Here is a 16,413-nt window from a genome sequence, read left to right as displayed (position 1 = left end):
GAGGTGATTGGGCGAGGTGGTCGATTAGCCGGTGCACCATTTATCATGCCAAGCCTGAGCCATCAGCACATTCCACAGAAATGAGCCGTGATTGCGTGTACCGCTTTGATGCTCCGCCCATATGTGGTCGATGCGCTTTGTGCTGAACCAACCTTGACGGCCAAGCCGTTCAGGCGCCAGAAGATCTGAGGCCCAATCCTTCAGGGGCCCGCGAATCCAGTCGTCGCGGGGGATACCAAATCCTGTCTTGGGACGGTCAATGAGGTGCCGTGGGACATGACGATCAAGAACCTGTCGCACCAACCACTTACCCTGCCCGCTTCTAACCTTCATATCAGGAGAAACTCTGCAACTAAATTCCGCAACATCCTTATCGAGGAATGGAACTCGCGTCTCAAGACTGACTGACATCGCAGCACGGTCAACTTTCTGCAGAATGTCGTCGGGCAAATAGCTGAGTGAGTCCGACAGGGTCATCCGATCAAGCGAATCAATCGGACTATCAATGCTAGCCATCTGCTCGGCAAACCAACTTGACGACTCCTCGCCTTGCAAAACGGTCTGCTCTGGCTCGTTATCGATTGAGCTCAATAGCCGATACATCTCGTCGAAATTGCGGGCGCCAAGAATACGGCTGATTTTCTCGATCTGATCACCTGCGCGCAGAACCCTAAAACGTTGTGGCACGAACTTTCCTGCAAGATGTCCCAACGTATTCGCAGGCTCTGGAGCAATCAGCCGCAAGAACTCCGCAAGCAATCTTCTGCCCGGCAAAGGCATCGCATCAAAACGCCGATGCAATCGCGCACCCCAAACATGGCGATTGTAGCCACCAAAAAGCTCATCGCCACCATCGCCCGAAAGAGCAACCGTCACGCCGCGCCGCGCCAGCATTGCAACCAGATGGGTCGGGATCTGAGATGAGTCTGCAAACGGCTCATCATAAATTTGCGCGAGATCGGGAATCACATTTCGAGCATCAGACGGCGAAACAATCATCTCGGTATGATCAGTTGCAAGATGGCGCGCAACTCCGCGGGCATGATCTGCTTCGTTGAAGGCCGCGTCAGCAAATCCTATCGAGAATGTCTTGATGCGCCGTGTCGATTGGTTTTGCATCAATGCAACGATGGTGGATGAATCGATGCCACCCGATAAAAATGCACCCAGCGGCACATCGGATAACGATTGACGCGCCACAGCTTGGGACAACAACCGCTCCAGCTCGTCAGTAGCCATGATTGGGTCGAGTAAGCGACTACTCTGCCCAGAGATTACTTCCTGGCGCATCGACCAATACTTTTCTGGCTTTGGCAAATCACCCGTCTTTGTCGTTACCGAAAACACAACGAAAGAACCTGGCGTAAGCTTTCTGACACCCTCCCAAATTGACCACGGCGCTGGCACGTACGAATAGCGCATAAAAGCCGTCAGCGCATCGCGATTGATCGATCCTCGCCATTTCGGGTGCGCATAAAACGCCTTCAACTCCGATGCAAACGCCAGATCATCTCCAATCCAGCCATAAAACAGCGGCTTCTCACCAAACCTGTCACGGCATAGCGTTAGTACGCTCTCGCGAGAATCCCAGACTGCAAACGCAAACATGCCGTTGAGCCGTTGCAGAGTTTCTTGCACACCCCAATAGCGAACGGCGTAAAGCAGCGTTTCTGTATCGGAGTGCCCTCGCCAGATCGGAGCTGCATTGGCCAGCTCAAGCTCTGATCGGATGGCAAGATGATTGTAGATTTCGCCATTGAAAGTCAGCGTAAAACGTCCACACTCACTGCGCATAGGTTGTGCACCTGCGTCAGACAGATCCAGAATGGAGAGGCGACGATGACCGAGCGCAATGCCCCTGTCATTATCGGTCCATATTCCGTCCGCGTCCGGCCCACGCTTGAATAGCGTCGCTGTCATGAGACCGATGCAGTTCGCGAGGTCGCGAGAATTGCTTCCGCACGGCCGGAATAAACCCGCGATACCACACATCGACTTAAGCGCCCAACGTTTCAGGTGTAGCAGATGGAGCCAACTGGGCAGATCGAAGCACCAGCGTTCGCGAACTCATAGCTTGCCACAAATTAGTATCGTCACCGAAACGTTCAGAGGGCAGCCTTACCCTGAAATACTCGTTAAGCTTGTGCTCAGTTTCGATCCACAAGCGCGAGAAGTCCTGGCGCTTCTCCTCGGGTATCGTTTTCGCAAGATTCTTGAAATCATCGATGTTTGAATAATCGATCCGCTCAATCTTGAATCCGTTCTGTAGAATCAGTCGATCAACATCCCGTGCCAAGACGCGGCGCTGGTAGCGGGACGGGAATCCCAAAGCGGCCAGCGGGCCGGAAACGATAGTCCGTAACGCGCTGCGAATGCGCTCCAGCCAACCGGCAGGATATCCGAGATCCACCCGATAGCGGAAATGGCCGTCGTCGTAGTTCAAAAAGAAAATGCCATCCGGCGCCATGAGACGCCGGGCGTGCCGGAGAAAACCATTCCGATCAATGACGTGCTCAAAAACACTAAAACTGACAATGACGTCGGCTGAAAACGACAGTATTGCAACTGCATCGTCCATCCAAACTTCCGCCCGTGCCCCCTGTAAACGGCGACGGGCCTCCGCAGCGCTCGGACCATGCGGTTCGTAACCGATGAGACGAAAATGTGGGTGGGCTGAGAGAATATCCGGCCAGTCGCCGCCTGCCCCGCAACCGTAGTCAAATATGACAACCGGCTGGGGGCCTGGAAACCGCCTAAGAATCTCGTCGATAATCGTCATCTTCGCGGCATTACCGAGCCAATAGAGCCGAGGGGGTGAGCTGCTCATGCGATACTCATTCGATACAAACTCTCAATTTCGGAATTCATGCGAGCGAGCGTGAATGATGTTTGAGTGCGTTGCAGCCCTGCATCTCCCATTATTGCGCGCATCCTGGCGGATTCAAACTTTACGAGCGCGGATGCGACTGAATGCGCGTCACCCGGTTGACATAGAAGACCAGTTTCGTTGTCTTTCACTATTTCCGGAATTGCGCTTACCTTCGTCGCAAGTACAGGCTTCGCTGCAGACATAGCTTCAAGCAAAACGAGACCAAAGCCTTCATAGGAGGACGTTAGCGCAAACAGGTCAAAGGCTCTCATGACGGCAGGAATGTCTTCCCGAAATCCTGCCCACACTATCTCGTTAGCGACACCCAATTCCTGAGCCCGGGCTTTCAACTCATGCTCAAGTGGCCCACGCCCCACTAAAACCAGACGCGATGGTCGGGTAGCCTGGGTACGATAATGCGCATAGCCCTCAATCAGGACGTGCAGTGCCTTTTGAGGGACCAATCTCGCCACCGTGCCCATCACCCATGCATCTCGTGGAATATGCCAGGCCTCGCGAACCGCCACGGCATCGTCTGCGCTGATCGCCTGAAAAGGCTCGGGATTAATGCCGTAATGGACTGTCCTTATTATTGCCCTTGAAGTACCGAGTCCCTCACGGGTGTAGCGATTGACAGCATCCGAAATCGCGATAATTGCGTCCGCCCGCTTCGCAACCCAGGCTCCCAAAATTTTGTGCCCGGGCCCGCGGAAGAACGGCTCATCGTTGTGCTTGCTGATGACGAAGGCTGGTCGTCTTGCAGGAGAAACTGCCAAGGCTAGCCGGGTGTAAAGTTCCGCTGGCGGCATATGCGCATGAACGACATCCGGATTAAACGCACACATCATCCGGCGCAGCCGAGAAATCGGCGCCAATTCTCCATATCTCTTAAGACCAAGAAACTCGACACGAACGCCCATTCGTTCAAGCTCTGCGCGCCAGTAGTGATCGCCCTTCAAGTAAGCCACCGCTACCTGGTGCCCGGCCGACACCTGGCCTCGGCACAAATCAACCAAATGGTTCTCGGCACCACCGCGATTTACTGTCGTGATGACGTGAAGTATCCGCACTCAAATCCTCCAGCCTGAAGTGAATGTCACAGGATCGAGCGATCAAACTGAAACCAGTCCTGCCCAATATGGGTGCGCAGAATGTCATTCTCCCAGTCGTTGGATAGAATGACATTCCAGCGATTGATGACAATCGGCCGGTAACCAATCGCCATCGCAAATTCAACCGCTTCGGTATTCAGTTTTCCGCCGCTGTTGTATTCAAGAATAATGAGATGTGGTCGATAGGTATTCCAATCGAGCCCTTTCATTACTTCAATTTCGACCCCCTCGACGTCAATCGAGAGAACATCGAACTTGGTTGGCGCATTGCTTGCGCGCAGAATGTCCGTCAGAGGTTTAACTTCTACAGCGGCTGAACGGCGGCCGTCCGGGGCAACGGCCTGCAATGTCGACCCCTCCGTCAATCCCGTTTTCCATGTCAGCTGCAACGACCCAGGTTCCGACCCTGCTCCGACATTGAGACAAATGTCTTCTCCGCGAACTCTCTTTAGCTCAGCATACGCATCTGGATTTGGTTCAAGGCAAACGCCCCGCCAGCCAAGGCGATAAAGTGAATAAGTATTACTAACCAGTACTCCGTTGTTGGCGCCTACATCGACATAGAAACCTTTATAATTGCGCCCGAAAAGGCGCAGCAAATACACGTCTTCACGCCCTTGCGCGTAAAGTGGCACGCCCTGCACATACGACGCGGGCACGTTGTATTTTTTCATCAACCGAATTCGGATGCGTTTTATCAGATTATGAATCACGTCGTTCCCCTGAGCGAAGTTAAGGCAGACAAGATGTGGGTCGTGGAAAGTTGAAGCCGTATGCCGGTCCGACCTCAGGCAAAAGCCGATTTCTCGCGTCGCTTCATGGCAAGATGCAAAACCGGGACACTGAGCGAAAGCCCTGCGTGGGCTAGAATCAGCAAACCGGTCGGCACCGAGAAGATGTACCTCAGCAATAGAAGAAGGGCGATTTCCCCGAGACAACCCGCGATAGCCGCAAAAGCAGGTGGAAGGACGTGCCCGCGCAAAAGGCACTGCTGACGCCAACGGGAAACGAAAGGCATGAAAGCGCTGTTGAGAACCAGTGGTCCGAGCGAAAGCAGCAAAAGATCATGAGATACAGCATCGGTCACAATCTGGAACATTGCCGCGATTAGCAGCGAAGCGATCACGACCACTACCGGCAGAAGAATGTTGCTTTGCGACTTTTTGTCGGGCGAAACAATCACATACCAGTAACGCGGCAAAAGCACGCTGTTAGAAAGTGCAGCGGCAATCGATCGATATGCTACAAAAACCGCATCGCCTGCGACACGAAGCCAGATCGTAGGCAAGACAATTTCAAAAATGCGACCAACCACCGATACAATCCAGGCAGCGCGGCCAGAGTCGCGTGAGCTCTGCGTCACGACTGGCAACGTCTCATATACTTTCCGCTCCCGGAAAAAAATCATAAGCTGACTGATGGGATAGGCCAGCCACGCGGCAATGAGCAGAGAGGGTTGCCTCAAGTAACAAGCCAGAAGAACCACACCAATCTCGGCAAGCCTCCCCACAATCTGCCACATCAAGGCCCCGGCATGATGACCCTGCCGAAGAGTGTATGTGTTCAAGACCTGCGCGAATGCACGTACGAAACCGATAAGAACGAAAAGCACCGTCCATTCAACCGAAAGACCGGCGAGTTCAATGATCCTCTCCCTTGACCAGGGAACAATGCAGATCAGCGCGAAACCCATCACGCTAAGCATTAGCAAGCGGACGGCAATCCTGAGGCCTTCAGCAACCCGCGCGCTCCAAATACGTGCAGCAAACGAGGGATCTAGCAGACCATATCCCGCATTACCCCAACCCAAGGTCAATAGAACCCCGAGACACCAGGTAAGCGTGAAAGCGTCCTTTCCGAAGCGAATGAAAAGAATCGTCGTAAAAACAGCAAGCGCCTGATTGCCGATAAACAGCAACAGATACAACGACTCGCGCGTCGGCAGGTTCATGCCGTTAAGTATGGTGAAAGTCGCGCAATGCGCGTCGCCGCACCGAACTTAGATGTCTGCTGCACACTCGCTAAAGCGGCGGCGCCCAGGCGCTTCAGAAGTTCTCTGTCCGAGGCCAGTCTGCCAAGCGCATTCGCAAGATCATCGATGTATGCCGCAAGAAACCGGCCCACCCGAACATTCCCCTGCGAAACACTCAAATGGGCCGCTGCGTATGGCGCTGGCCCAATCGGTAAAAAGGGATTGACGAAAGGATCACGCACGAGCAACCCGTCAATCTCATTGCGGACAATTTCCGGCCTGCTGTAGAAATCAGTCGCAACTGCAGGCAAGCCGAAACTCTTTGCTTCGAGCAACACCCACCCGTAAGTGTCATGATGAGACGGGAATACCAAGACGTCGTGGTTTCGCATCAGGTCATTGAGACCTTCACGCGATAACTTCGTGTGTAATTTTAAGCAAACCCGCGATTCAATAAAGGATCGCCAATCGCTGGGAATGTCAGCACCTACAATTGTCAGACTAATCGGCACGCCGCTAGCAGCCAGCCGATCGACGGCAGCAATGGTATCCGGAACGCCCTTGTGCCAGAATTTACCGCTCGCAATACTAAGGCATCGCAATCGCTGATCTGCACCAATGTTGCTCGCATCTACCTGAGGAACGATGGCCGGAGGCAGAACCGATAGGCGATTGGTGGCGAGAAATTCGGCCGTTTCGTCAGCGTGGAAATTGGCAAGAAAGTTGCCAAGCTGGATGTCGCTCCAAAAACTTATATGCGTGGTGTCCAGATAGCGGAGCAAGCTTTGCGCAGTATCTCGCAGTTCGCCACCCTTGAGACTGTTTCGCCCGCCGTTCTTATACAATGAAAGCGGGTCATCGATATCCAAATACGCCGACCACGCACGCCCAAGCAATCGATACATCGTCGGCCTGAGTGAACCCGAAACGTATGCGATCTCATTTTTATCCAAATTGAGAACGTCTAAGCGGCTGGCATAGTGTCGTAATTTTTGCGCGAAACCATTCGACCGCCACCGTTCATGCTCCCATTTGTCTGGGGGTTTTGTAGCAGCGATACGTCCCGGGAATTCTGTTCGAAGCAGTTCGATCTGCGTTCGATATGCGGGATGCTGCTGCAGCATAATCGGTTGGATAATGGGGGAGTTGACCACAGCCGGCTTCAACCCTTGACAAACCGGCGAGGGAAAAACAAAGCATCGAATTGGAAGCCGAAGTTAGACCCTGGATCGCGGCTGACGTCATAAATATCGGCCATTTCGAAACCACATTCTCGAAGGGCAATCAGAATATCCGTGGCTAACGGTTGTCCCTCGTAAAGTTCGATGAATGAAAGTTCGGTGAATACTGCGGCAGCCTCGCTAATTGCCTTTTGCCCGCCAGCGATAACTTTCATCTCATAGCCTTGAACGTCCATCTTCACCACGAATGGTCTCGGAATACTCTGTAGTTCAAACCAACAGTCGAGCGTCATCACTTCGATCTGTTGCTCTCGATCAGGAACGACGTGTGGCATTGAAAGCTTGAGTCTCGTGGCGGCGGACATCAGAGACGAAGCTGGCGTATAGCTTCCCGTGTGAATGAGAGCCCGTCCTGCCTGATCGCCTAAAGCAATATTGTGGCAATGAACATTCTGAGATTGATCTGCCCAGGATTTCAGTTCTGCGAAGGGGCCCGGCAACGGCTCAAACGAGTGAATGACACAGTCAGGAAGAACTGATCGCACCTTGCGCGCGAATTGCCCGGAGTTCGCTCCAATATCGAGGATTGCCTTCGGCGGACCGTCGGGAATTTTAGGCAGCATGCTGTATCCATGCCGAACTCTGCGGAGTTCAAATCCTGCCCGCGCCAACACTTGCTGCGCTCTGCGCACAAACATGCGTTTCATCGCATCACCTTACTTCATACAACAACAAGAATTACCCCCAGAAACAATTCACCGCCTATATTTCGTCGCCACATCGACCAGTGTGGCAACAATCCGCTCTACCATTGCATTCGTCATTCCGGGATATATTGGCAAAGAGACAACACGCGCGAACTCTCGTGACGCGACTGGAAATTGAGCCATCTCAAGCCCGTAAGTATCGCGCCAATATGGTTGCATATGAAGCGGGATGAAATGAACGGAGCAACTCACGCCGCGAGATGCCATTTCGTCAATGAATCGATCGCGATCGATGCTGAACTGATCGAGATTCAGCCGCAAAACATAAAGATGCCAGGCATGAACGTCATTGCCGTCCGCAGTGATGGGACACTCGAATGCAGACTGACCTGCCAACCCTGCGGTATAGATGGCAGCGATTTCTTCGCGCCGCTTCTGAAAAATCTGAGACTTACGGAGTTGCTCCAGTCCAATAGACGCGGCTATGTCTGTGAAATTATACTTAAATCCCGGCGCTATGATTTCATAGTACCAGGATGGCTTATCCGACGTGTAGCGATTCCAAACATCCCGGCTGATGCCGTGAAGTCTCATGACACGCACACGTTCCGCGAGCGCATCATCCTCGGTCGTGACCATCCCACCCTCACCCGTCGCGAGCGTCTTGGTCGCATAGAACGAGAAAACCGTCGCGTCTCCAACGGTGCCAATGCTCCGACGAACCGACGAGGGGTTAAGCATTGAACGCGACGAAACCGTTGTTGGGAAAGCGTGCGCCGCGTCCTCAATCACTTTCAGATCTTTATCTAGGGCAAGTTCAACAATGGCATCCATTCGGCAAGCTTGGCCGGCAAAATGAACCGGCATGACCGCCTTAGGCCGCCATTTTCTCGCCTGCTCCAATCTGACAATTGCTTCCTGCAACCGAGACGGATCAATGTTCAGAGTGGCGGCGTCGATATCTACAAAAACAGGATGAGCACCCAGATAGCGGGCAACTTCCGCCGAAGCGGTAAATGTCCAGACCGGAGTGAAGACTGCATCACCCGCCTGAACACCCGCAGCCTCGATTGCGAGATGAAGCCCGGCGGTCGCCGAGTTCACGGCAAGCGCATGTCGCGAGCCGACCGCCGCCGCAAACGCCTCTTCGAATTCACGCGTCTTCGGCCCAGTGGTGAGCCAACCGCTTCGCATCGTCTCCACTACAGCTGCGATTTCCTCCTCGCCAATGCAAGGCTTTGCGAACGGAATGTGCCCGTTCATACTTCAGTTTCCTTTGAACAGAACATGATACAAGTGGTAGTCATTGTTGCGGCTTATCGAGAAAAAATATCGTCGACCATGTCGCCAGATTCTTTGAGATAGGACTAAGCGCCAGATCGATCAGTGCGGTACGGCGGCTACCGAACAAAATTTTCTCTGTCAAACGCCATCCCTTCTCCTTCGCCCTGGCTTCACAGAAGCGTCGAGCTGAAGTCTGGGACAGCAACCAACGATGACGATCGAGAATGGGCTCGGTTGGCAGCACGTATTTACCCATCTCTCGGCCGCGAAGGTACTGTAGACGAAACGACCAATGGTAAGCATTTGGCAAAAGAACAATCACCTGATGACGCGCAACGCGCATAAGCTCATCATAAACAAACCAGATGTTGTTGGTATGCTCCAACAAATCCAGCGCGATAACGGCATCATATGCGCCGTCGGGGAATGGTAGCCCCTCCTCCGCGTTCCCAACATGATCGACATCCGGACCAGGAAACAGATCGAGCCCGGAGTAAGAAATGTCGGCACGAAGAGACTTCTTCAGAATGGCATCACGACAGCCGACATCCAGTACGCTAGCGATGTTATCGCGAAGAGCTGCGTTGGTGAGCTTGTATTTGTGATAGATAAGATCGATCACGCGCTGTTCCTCTCGCGCCGAGACAAGATTTTTGCAGGATTTCCTGCGATGATGTTTCCCTCAGGAAATGTTTTGGTGACGATGCTTCCAGCACCGACAACGGTTCCGGAACTGACATCAGCCAAAATGGTCGCGTTGGCGCCAATCCAGACGTCGTTGCCGACCACCAATTGGCGCTTTTCTCCGAACTGCTCTCGCATTGGCCGAGTCAAGTCGGAGAAACTATGTTGACCGGCACCACTAAGCAACGTCACGCCGTTGCCGGTCATAACGTCGTCTCCGACATCCACCCATCCGACCCATGCACCGACACCAAACGTGCAACGATGTCCGACTTTGCTTTGCCGAAGCCTGATGACGCCCAACCAATCTACCGTGAGATTGTCACCGCACCGCTGCAGCGTGCATTTATACCAGACTCGCCGAAGCAATATCCCGGTATAGCCGGGAATAAACGCAAGCAACTGACTCGGTGCAGTGAAAGTACTGAATTCACGGAGTGGCAGTCTTGACCATGCGAGCAGCGGCAGTAGCAGCACAAAGGCGATCGCGGATACAGCACGAACAACCCAAGCAGCGATCATGATGCCCTATCGCCTTTCGGAGCGCATTTTTGTAGGTTTGCATAAAGCCGGTCCATGAGTCCCTCGAGGCTGTGTTCCCGCAGTGCGATTTCGGACTGACGTTCGGCTATTGTCCAACGAGCGCCCTGATCCAGTTTCGAGAAATGCTCCAGCCCAACCGTGAGACTTCCTCCGTCACGTTGAACGATACAGTCGGAAAAACCTGCCTCGCGTGCGATGGCACAGAATGCATCGTTGCTACTCAGAACCGGACAGCCACTCGCCATTGCTTCGACAATTGCCTTGTCCAGACTTCCCGTAGCGCTGAGATTCACAAAAACATCCGCAGCGGCCAGTTCCTCCGCGATGCGACCCGGCTCAAGCCGCCCCGCGAAAACAATGTTCTCAGAGCATCCAAGATTTACCTGCTGCCGAAGTTCCGCTGCATATCGACGCTCATCATCGTTTGTAGCATCTCCTACAATTGTTAGCTGCCAAGGCATCGCGGAGTTCAAGCCCTGGAGCGCCTCTACGAGAATGTGCAATCCCTTGCTAGAGGAAATCCGCCCGACAGTAACAATCCGCAGGATCGTGCTCGGCGTCCGTCGCCGAGGAAGATAAAGTGAACTGTCGATACCTTGGCCTATGAACGTCACCTTGTCGGAAACGATCCGAAATCCTTCCGGCGTTGATGAAACCACTCGGTCCACAAGCCTGTGAGCGACCTTCAAGGTAGGAGTGACGGTTCCGTGCGCATACCACAGCAGATTTTTTAACCCCGTCAGTTTTGCAACCGGCCAAAAAAGAATTGCGAACACCGGGATCATGTGCGTGAAAACCACATCGATCCGCCGCCGCATAAGAATACGAACCGCGATCCAATAAAAACGAAGCGCTCGTAGCCACTCCGGATAGCCCTTTTCCCGACCGACAGACCAGACAGTCACATTCTTCGGCAGAGAGAACTTGCCTGCGGTCATCGTCACGATATCGATATGTGTAAACCGTCGCGAAAGCGCCTCGATCCATTTCAGCCCAAACCCGAGGGTGACATGCTCGGCATCGACCGCAAGATTGAACATCAGTAGATTCACGCAGCGAGCGCCATTTTATAAACCAACCGGAGTCCTTCAATAACGCCATCCAGCGTTACAATCTTCGCCGTTCGCGCCCTTCCCTCGGCACCCATGAGCGCGAGACGCTCAGGGGCAGCGCAAAGTTCAACAAGCGCATTTGTAAATCCCGCTTCATCCCCAAGCGCGATGACCCTGCCGGTTTCTCCGTCCTGAACGACCTCATGCACGCCCGCTGTATCCGTTGTCAGAATCGGCGTTCCCGCCAAAAGCGATTCGAACAAAATTCGAGCAGCGCTCTCGCGCGTCGAGCTTAGTAATGTCAAATCGGCCGCCTGATAGAATGCGGCAACATCGGCATTCGCGACCCGGCCCAGAAAACGGACCCGCCCCTTCGCAAGCTGCAGCGCCAATGCTTCAAGGTCCCCTCGGCAACTGCCGTCTCCGACAATCGAGAACACTGCTTCAGGAAAGCGCTTCAAGGTCTCAGCAAATGATCGCAACGACAGATCGATGTTTTTTTCCGGCTCCAGACGCGCAACTGTTAGCAACAGGGGACCGGCGCTACCCTGAAGCAACTGCGTCCTGATGCCTTGGGCTGCTGCATGAGGTTCAAGAAATCGATCAGCGTGAGTAATCAGAAAGGGAACGTACTGAACGTTCTTCTGCCCAGTCGATGCCACTTTCTTCGCGACAATTTGGCTGTCGCATCGAACGGCTGCAGCTGCTCTTAAAACGCGCTTACCGACGATGTTTGCAGCGCGATTAGCGATATGCGCGCGAACCCAGACTGGATTGTCAATTTCATCGCTGAAAATGCCAACCACGAGCGGAATATTGAACCTCCGTGATAGCCACGCGCCAGCTAAGCCAGATATGAAAGGTTCTTGAACCTGAATGATATCGAAGCGATGACTGCGAAGAATCTCCGAACCACGCCGGATTGCGGCAGGAACGAACAACGACCAATGCCTCACAGGGCATGGAAAGACCACGATATCCTTGGAAACTTCTATCCTCGCAGGTGATGTATCCGGCGAGGCTTTGACGATATGCGATATCGATGCGGGAAGCGCTTGTGCATAAATTTTCTGACGATCCTGAGCTTCACCGGCGTGAAGGATATCACGATCGAGCCCAATGTTCAAAATACGCAGCATCCTAAGTTCGACAGATCTCATTAATGACAGCCGTCAGCGAACCTTTCAAACTTACACCAGATACGGATTGCGAGTTCATGCAGCTTCACGCCTCGGTTTAGCAATGCCCTGTAGAATGTGTTCCGTTGCATCGACCATGGCCTGAAAGGAAAACCGGGTCTTCATCTGTTCAAACCCGCCCACAACAAGGCTTTCACGCAATGAAGCATCGGATAGAAGCCGCCCCAGTGCATTCTGAAGCGCGGCGTCGTCGCCCGCTTCGATTAGCCAACCGTTGACCCCATGATCGATGGTCTCCGGCGTGCCGCCCACCTTGGTTGCGAGCACTGGAATGCCTGCCGATTTCGCTTCCAGCACGATATGCGGCAATCCTTCATAAGAAGAATTCAACACGAACAGCCGCGCGGATCTGATTTCCTGTCTAACTTGCGACTGCCGAACGTGACCGGTGAAGGTTACATCTGCATTCAGCTCTTGTGCGAGAGCTTCAAGCTCGCCTCTCATCGGACCATCGCCCACGATCTTCAGACTCTTTCGCATGGCCGCAGCAGCTTTGATCACCGCAACCAACCCCTTCCAGGGCACGAGCCGCGCAACAACGACGATATCCCAGGCCGCTGCTCCGCGCGTTTCACTGTTGGTTGCTTCAGCGGAATCGACCGCGTTGTAAACAGTATGAATGCGATGCGCATTCACACTCCAGCCTGATACAATTCTTGCGAGATAGTTGCTCGGTACGATCACAGCATCCACGCAAGCTGTGTAGAGCTTCTGCAAACGACGAAGAAATCGCCAACCGATTGGCAAGGACGCAATCTGAAATGCATCGATATCAAGCGACGTTGCATTTACGTTGCGGGCCTTCTCCCAAATTAGATCGCCCACAACTTTGACCGCAGTCGGTGTGTGTCGCAGAAAACGTGTTGCCACAACACCTTCCATGACGAGGCCATTGAGATACACCGCATCCGCCTGCACAGCGTATTTCCGGATCGTGAGTACTGTGCGCACCCACCGCATCGGCCTGAATTCGCCACGCAGCAAGCGCACAACATTAAAGCCGAACGCGCTGTCATTGTGTCGCAGCCTGTCGCTCAGCGTAACAACGGCGACAATATTGTGACCACGATCCGCGAGCGCAGACGCCATACGAGGCACATAGCTCGCCGGCCCGCCATGGTCCGGGGGAAAAATGCCGGTAACAATCAGAAGATTCATTGAATGGCGGAGCTGCGAAAGTATTCAATTGTCTTCTGTAGCCCTTCATCGAGCGCAATCTGCGGCTCCCAACCGAGCGCTTCAATCGCCAGCTTAATGTCAGGCTGACGTTGCCGAGGATCGTCTTCAGGCAGCGGCTTGAAAGACAATTCGGACCGGCTTCCGCATTGCGCGATGACCTTCTTGGCAAGATCGACCATCGTAAATTCGGTGGGGTTGCCGAGATTAACGGGGCCGGTGAAATCAGCGGGTGATTGCATGAGCCGATAAAGTCCGTCGACCAACTCGTTGACATAGCAAAATGAGCGAGTTTGCTGGCCGCTGCCATATATCGTAATCGGCTCATTTTTCAGGGCCTGCACAATGAAGTTCGAAACCACACGGCCATCGTTAGGATGCATTCGTGGACCGTACGTGTTGAAGATGCGCGCGACCTTTATTTCCAGCGCATGCTGCCGGTAGTAATCAAAGAAGAGGGTTTCGGCGCAGCGCTTGCCTTCATCATAACAGGCGCGTGGGCCGATCGTATTGACGCGCCCCCAATAGCTTTCTGGTTGCGGATGAACTTCCGGATCACCGTACACTTCGCTTGTTGATGCTTGCAAAATTCGAGCGCGAAGGCGCTTGGCCAATCCCAGCATATTGATGGCACCATGGACGCTGGTTTTTGTCGTCTGCACGGGATCATACTGGTAGTGGATCGGCGATGCCGGACAGGCCAGATTGTATATTTCGTCGGCTTCGACATACAGCGGAAACGTAATATCATGCCGCATCAGTTCAAAATGCGGATTTGAAAGCAAATGCAGAATGTTTTCTCGGGCTCCCGTGAAAAAATTGTCCACGCAGAGAACATCATGACCTTCTTGCAGAAGCCGCTCGCATAAGTGCGACCCGAGGAAGCCTGCACCACCAGTGACGAGAGATCTACGACGTCTTAAAATTTTCATCAAAGCCCTCGATTTGATACGGCGAAATGCACAGGCGAGGCATTCTTCGTTTGCATTGTTTGACTAAACTCGCGACACCGGCACCCAAGCTACCGCAGTCCGGGTGACTCGCAGCCACCAGACCAAATCGCCTCTACCGGCTCGCCTGCACGAAATACAGCAAGCAGGCAAACTTTAAGCTGCGGAGACCACATCCGCCTCGAGTGAAACGCGAACCTTGCGCCCCAGGATGTCCAGCAAGACCGCAACACGGTCACGATCTCCCAACCCGTCAAATAGTCCGAAATTGTCCGCGAACGCACCGGCCAGCACGCGAACTTTCTCGCCTAACGAAAATTTCGGACGCCAATCCAGCTTTATAAAGCCACGCTCATCTTCTCGCGCTTTCAATAGCCCGAGAACGTCGCGCTGGACCGGTATGGGATCTGATCCATTGGCGACGAGATGAGACACACCGATCGTCGACTGAATCGATCGCCAACGCTGCGTTGCCATATCGACGCGCACGAATAGATAACGCGGGAACAAAGGCGCCGCGACTTTTTCAATTTTACGTGCATGACTACGGCGCTTGAGATAACGGGGAATGTAGATCTCAAAACCCTGACGCGCTAGATTTCGCGCTGCTTTAGCTTCGGCGTTTACATGCGTCTGCACAACGTACCATGCAGCCTCGCTGACGGTGCTCATCGCGCGACATCCCGGGTTGTGGGCTTGTTCAGACCGAGTAATTGTGGAGCAAGCACACGATGACTCCCGTAGAGCTTCACGGCAACGTCATAGGTCTCGCGCGCATTGCGTACATCAGTGATAACCAGGGCATCAAAGGGGAAATCAACCTCGTCACTCGACGAAATCACCCTCTTGCCGACAAACGACGAGCTCTCTGACTTTTCTTCAATCACGGCGAGGATCGAAATCCCGCTCTCTACCGCAGAGAGAATCGCGACCTCGGCAAGATCGGATTTCCCGCACAGAATGATGTTCTGGAAATTTCGATTTTTTGCTGTCTCAAAAACCTTCGCGAAGTCAGCCTTGGCTTGCCGAAAAAATGCAAAAGACGAGGACAAGTACTCGACCGTTAATCGGGATTTTTCGGTGAACCCGTTAGGTGTCAGATAGTATGCGTAACGACGTGCTGGGGCCTGGCTAACCTTTAGAAGACCTTTTCGAACACACCGCTTGAGGTACGCGTTGACCAGACCCAACGCAATTCCGAGTTCGGCTGCCAAATGCCGCTGGGATTGCGATCCGTCGCTCTCAACCGAATTCAATAGGTTGAGCACAATGCGGTCTTCATCGCCCTGATCGCTTTGCAATGAACGCACGAGGCCATCCTTGTGATACCTCGCAGCGATACAGCGTTCATCCCATGAACGTCAAGAAGAATCGTTCACAACGTGAACATTAATAACTATTTGATGTATTGTAAGAAATTATCAGAAAGCTAAAGTTTGCGTGTTTTCGTATCTCCCGATCGCTACCTGACCACGCGATCGCGCAAGACTCCATCGCCCGCCGCATCTTGAAGCCCGGATCGACTAACAAAAATCCAAAAGCCACTTGCGACTGACACACAGAATACCAAAAGAGTATCGTCTAGAGATGCATGATTAGCGTTTGTCTCTGGGACAAATCAGCGTCACGGCTTGACGACTATTCTTTCTGAAGTGGCTTGAAGCAAGATGTACTCCCGACCTTT

16 protein-coding genes are annotated in these 16,413 nt (G+C 53.3%); all 16 read right to left on the bottom strand.

The features are described from left to right. Positions 1-24 precede the first annotated feature (24 nt). Positions 25-1,992 (bottom strand): asparagine synthase (glutamine-hydrolyzing), encoded by a 1,968-nt coding sequence (gene asnB / locus YH63_RS13785; RefSeq protein WP_046827108.1) that lies wholly within the window; start codon positions 1,990-1,992, stop codon positions 25-27. A gap of 4 nt (positions 1,993-1,996) precedes the next feature. Then, on the bottom strand, positions 1,997-2,827 hold the full coding sequence (locus YH63_RS13780) for a class I SAM-dependent methyltransferase (RefSeq protein ID WP_046827109.1): 831 nt from the start codon (positions 2,825-2,827) through the stop codon (positions 1,997-1,999). Further along, positions 2,824-3,939 carry a glycosyltransferase gene (locus tag YH63_RS13775; protein WP_046827110.1) on the bottom strand — a complete coding sequence of 372 codons (1,116 nt, stop codon included), beginning with the start codon at positions 3,937-3,939 and terminating at the stop codon, positions 2,824-2,826. Before YH63_RS13775 ends, YH63_RS13780 begins: the two co-directional genes overlap by 4 nt. Before the next feature lie 26 nt (positions 3,940-3,965). Continuing rightward, positions 3,966-4,694, bottom strand: coding sequence for an FkbM family methyltransferase (locus YH63_RS13770; RefSeq protein WP_137325202.1), 729 nt, complete (start codon positions 4,692-4,694; stop codon positions 3,966-3,968). 74 nt (positions 4,695-4,768) lie between these two features. Next, positions 4,769-5,932, bottom strand: a complete 1,164-nt coding sequence (locus YH63_RS13765; RefSeq protein WP_046827112.1) for a hypothetical protein — start codon at positions 5,930-5,932, stop codon at positions 4,769-4,771. Next, positions 5,929-7,107, bottom strand: a complete 1,179-nt coding sequence (locus YH63_RS13760) for a glycosyltransferase family 4 protein (protein ID WP_137325201.1) — start codon at positions 7,105-7,107, stop codon at positions 5,929-5,931. Before YH63_RS13760 ends, YH63_RS13765 begins: the two co-directional genes overlap by 4 nt. An 8-nt stretch (positions 7,108-7,115) precedes the next feature. Next, a complete protein-coding gene (locus YH63_RS13755; protein ID WP_083992559.1) occupies positions 7,116-7,841 on the bottom strand; it encodes an FkbM family methyltransferase in 726 nt (241 codons plus the stop codon). Positions 7,842-7,889: 48 nt separating this feature from the next. Beyond that, positions 7,890-9,104, bottom strand: a complete 1,215-nt coding sequence (locus tag YH63_RS13750; protein ID WP_046827114.1) for a DegT/DnrJ/EryC1/StrS family aminotransferase — start codon at positions 9,102-9,104, stop codon at positions 7,890-7,892. 40 nt (positions 9,105-9,144) lie between these two features. Next, a complete protein-coding gene (locus YH63_RS13745; RefSeq protein WP_052753816.1) occupies positions 9,145-9,747 on the bottom strand; it encodes a methionine biosynthesis protein MetW in 603 nt (200 codons plus the stop codon). After that, positions 9,744-10,331, bottom strand: coding sequence for an acyltransferase (locus YH63_RS21910; RefSeq protein WP_046827115.1), 588 nt, complete (start codon positions 10,329-10,331; stop codon positions 9,744-9,746). Before YH63_RS21910 ends, YH63_RS13745 begins: the two co-directional genes overlap by 4 nt. Beyond that, positions 10,328-11,392: a glycosyltransferase family 4 protein gene (locus YH63_RS13735; protein WP_046827116.1), complete on the bottom strand. Its 1,065-nt coding sequence runs from the start codon at positions 11,390-11,392 to the stop codon at positions 10,328-10,330. The genes YH63_RS21910 and YH63_RS13735 overlap by 4 nt, the downstream gene beginning before the upstream one ends. Positions 11,393-11,400: 8 nt before the next feature. Beyond that, on the bottom strand, positions 11,401-12,543 hold the full coding sequence (locus YH63_RS13730) for a glycosyltransferase family 4 protein (protein WP_046827117.1): 1,143 nt from the start codon (positions 12,541-12,543) through the stop codon (positions 11,401-11,403). A 75-nt stretch (positions 12,544-12,618) separates the two neighbouring features. After that, on the bottom strand, positions 12,619-13,761 hold the full coding sequence (locus YH63_RS13725) for a glycosyltransferase family 4 protein (RefSeq protein ID WP_046827118.1): 1,143 nt from the start codon (positions 13,759-13,761) through the stop codon (positions 12,619-12,621). Further along, positions 13,758-14,711: a UDP-glucuronic acid decarboxylase family protein gene (locus YH63_RS13720; RefSeq protein WP_046827119.1), complete on the bottom strand. Its 954-nt coding sequence runs from the start codon at positions 14,709-14,711 to the stop codon at positions 13,758-13,760. Before YH63_RS13720 ends, YH63_RS13725 begins: the two co-directional genes overlap by 4 nt. 174 nt (positions 14,712-14,885) lie before the next feature. Beyond that, the gene (gene nusG, locus YH63_RS13715) at positions 14,886-15,401 is read right to left on the bottom strand and encodes a transcription termination/antitermination protein NusG (protein WP_046827120.1); all 516 of its coding nucleotides are present in this window, start codon (positions 15,399-15,401) and stop codon (positions 14,886-14,888) included. Next, the gene (locus YH63_RS13710; RefSeq protein ID WP_246658056.1) at positions 15,398-16,039 is read right to left on the bottom strand and encodes a winged helix-turn-helix transcriptional regulator; all 642 of its coding nucleotides are present in this window, start codon (positions 16,037-16,039) and stop codon (positions 15,398-15,400) included. The genes nusG and YH63_RS13710 overlap by 4 nt, the downstream gene beginning before the upstream one ends. Positions 16,040-16,413 lie beyond the last annotated feature (374 nt).

The organism is Afipia massiliensis, assembly GCF_001006325.2.
Taxonomy (GTDB): Bacteria; Pseudomonadota; Alphaproteobacteria; order Rhizobiales; family Xanthobacteraceae; genus Afipia; species Afipia massiliensis_A.
This window is presented reverse-complemented; position numbering and strand designations above follow the sequence as displayed.

What these genes read in the sequence shown, in the direction of transcription:
- asnB (WP_046827108.1), bottom strand. Translation starts at nt 1,992, where the DNA reads ATGTGTGGTATCGCGGGTTTATTCCGGCCGTGCGGAAGCAATTCTCGC.
- YH63_RS13780 (WP_046827109.1), bottom strand. Translation starts at nt 2,827, where the DNA reads ATGAGCAGCTCACCCCCTCGGCTCTATTGGCTCGGTAATGCCGCGAAG.
- YH63_RS13765 (WP_046827112.1), bottom strand. Translation starts at nt 5,932, where the DNA reads ATGAACCTGCCGACGCGCGAGTCGTTGTATCTGTTGCTGTTTATCGGC.
- YH63_RS13755 (WP_083992559.1), bottom strand. Translation starts at nt 7,841, where the DNA reads ATGAAACGCATGTTTGTGCGCAGAGCGCAGCAAGTGTTGGCGCGGGCA.
- YH63_RS13750 (WP_046827114.1), bottom strand. Translation starts at nt 9,104, where the DNA reads ATGAACGGGCACATTCCGTTCGCAAAGCCTTGCATTGGCGAGGAGGAA.
- YH63_RS21910 (WP_046827115.1), bottom strand. Translation starts at nt 10,331, where the DNA reads ATGATCGCTGCTTGGGTTGTTCGTGCTGTATCCGCGATCGCCTTTGTG.
- YH63_RS13735 (WP_046827116.1), bottom strand. Translation starts at nt 11,392, where the DNA reads ATGTTCAATCTTGCGGTCGATGCCGAGCATGTCACCCTCGGGTTTGGG.
- YH63_RS13730 (WP_046827117.1), bottom strand. Translation starts at nt 12,543, where the DNA reads ATGCTGCGTATTTTGAACATTGGGCTCGATCGTGATATCCTTCACGCC.
- YH63_RS13725 (WP_046827118.1), bottom strand. Translation starts at nt 13,761, where the DNA reads ATGAATCTTCTGATTGTTACCGGCATTTTTCCCCCGGACCATGGCGGG.
- YH63_RS13720 (WP_046827119.1), bottom strand. Translation starts at nt 14,711, where the DNA reads ATGAAAATTTTAAGACGTCGTAGATCTCTCGTCACTGGTGGTGCAGGC.
- nusG (WP_046827120.1), bottom strand. Translation starts at nt 15,401, where the DNA reads ATGAGCACCGTCAGCGAGGCTGCATGGTACGTTGTGCAGACGCATGTA.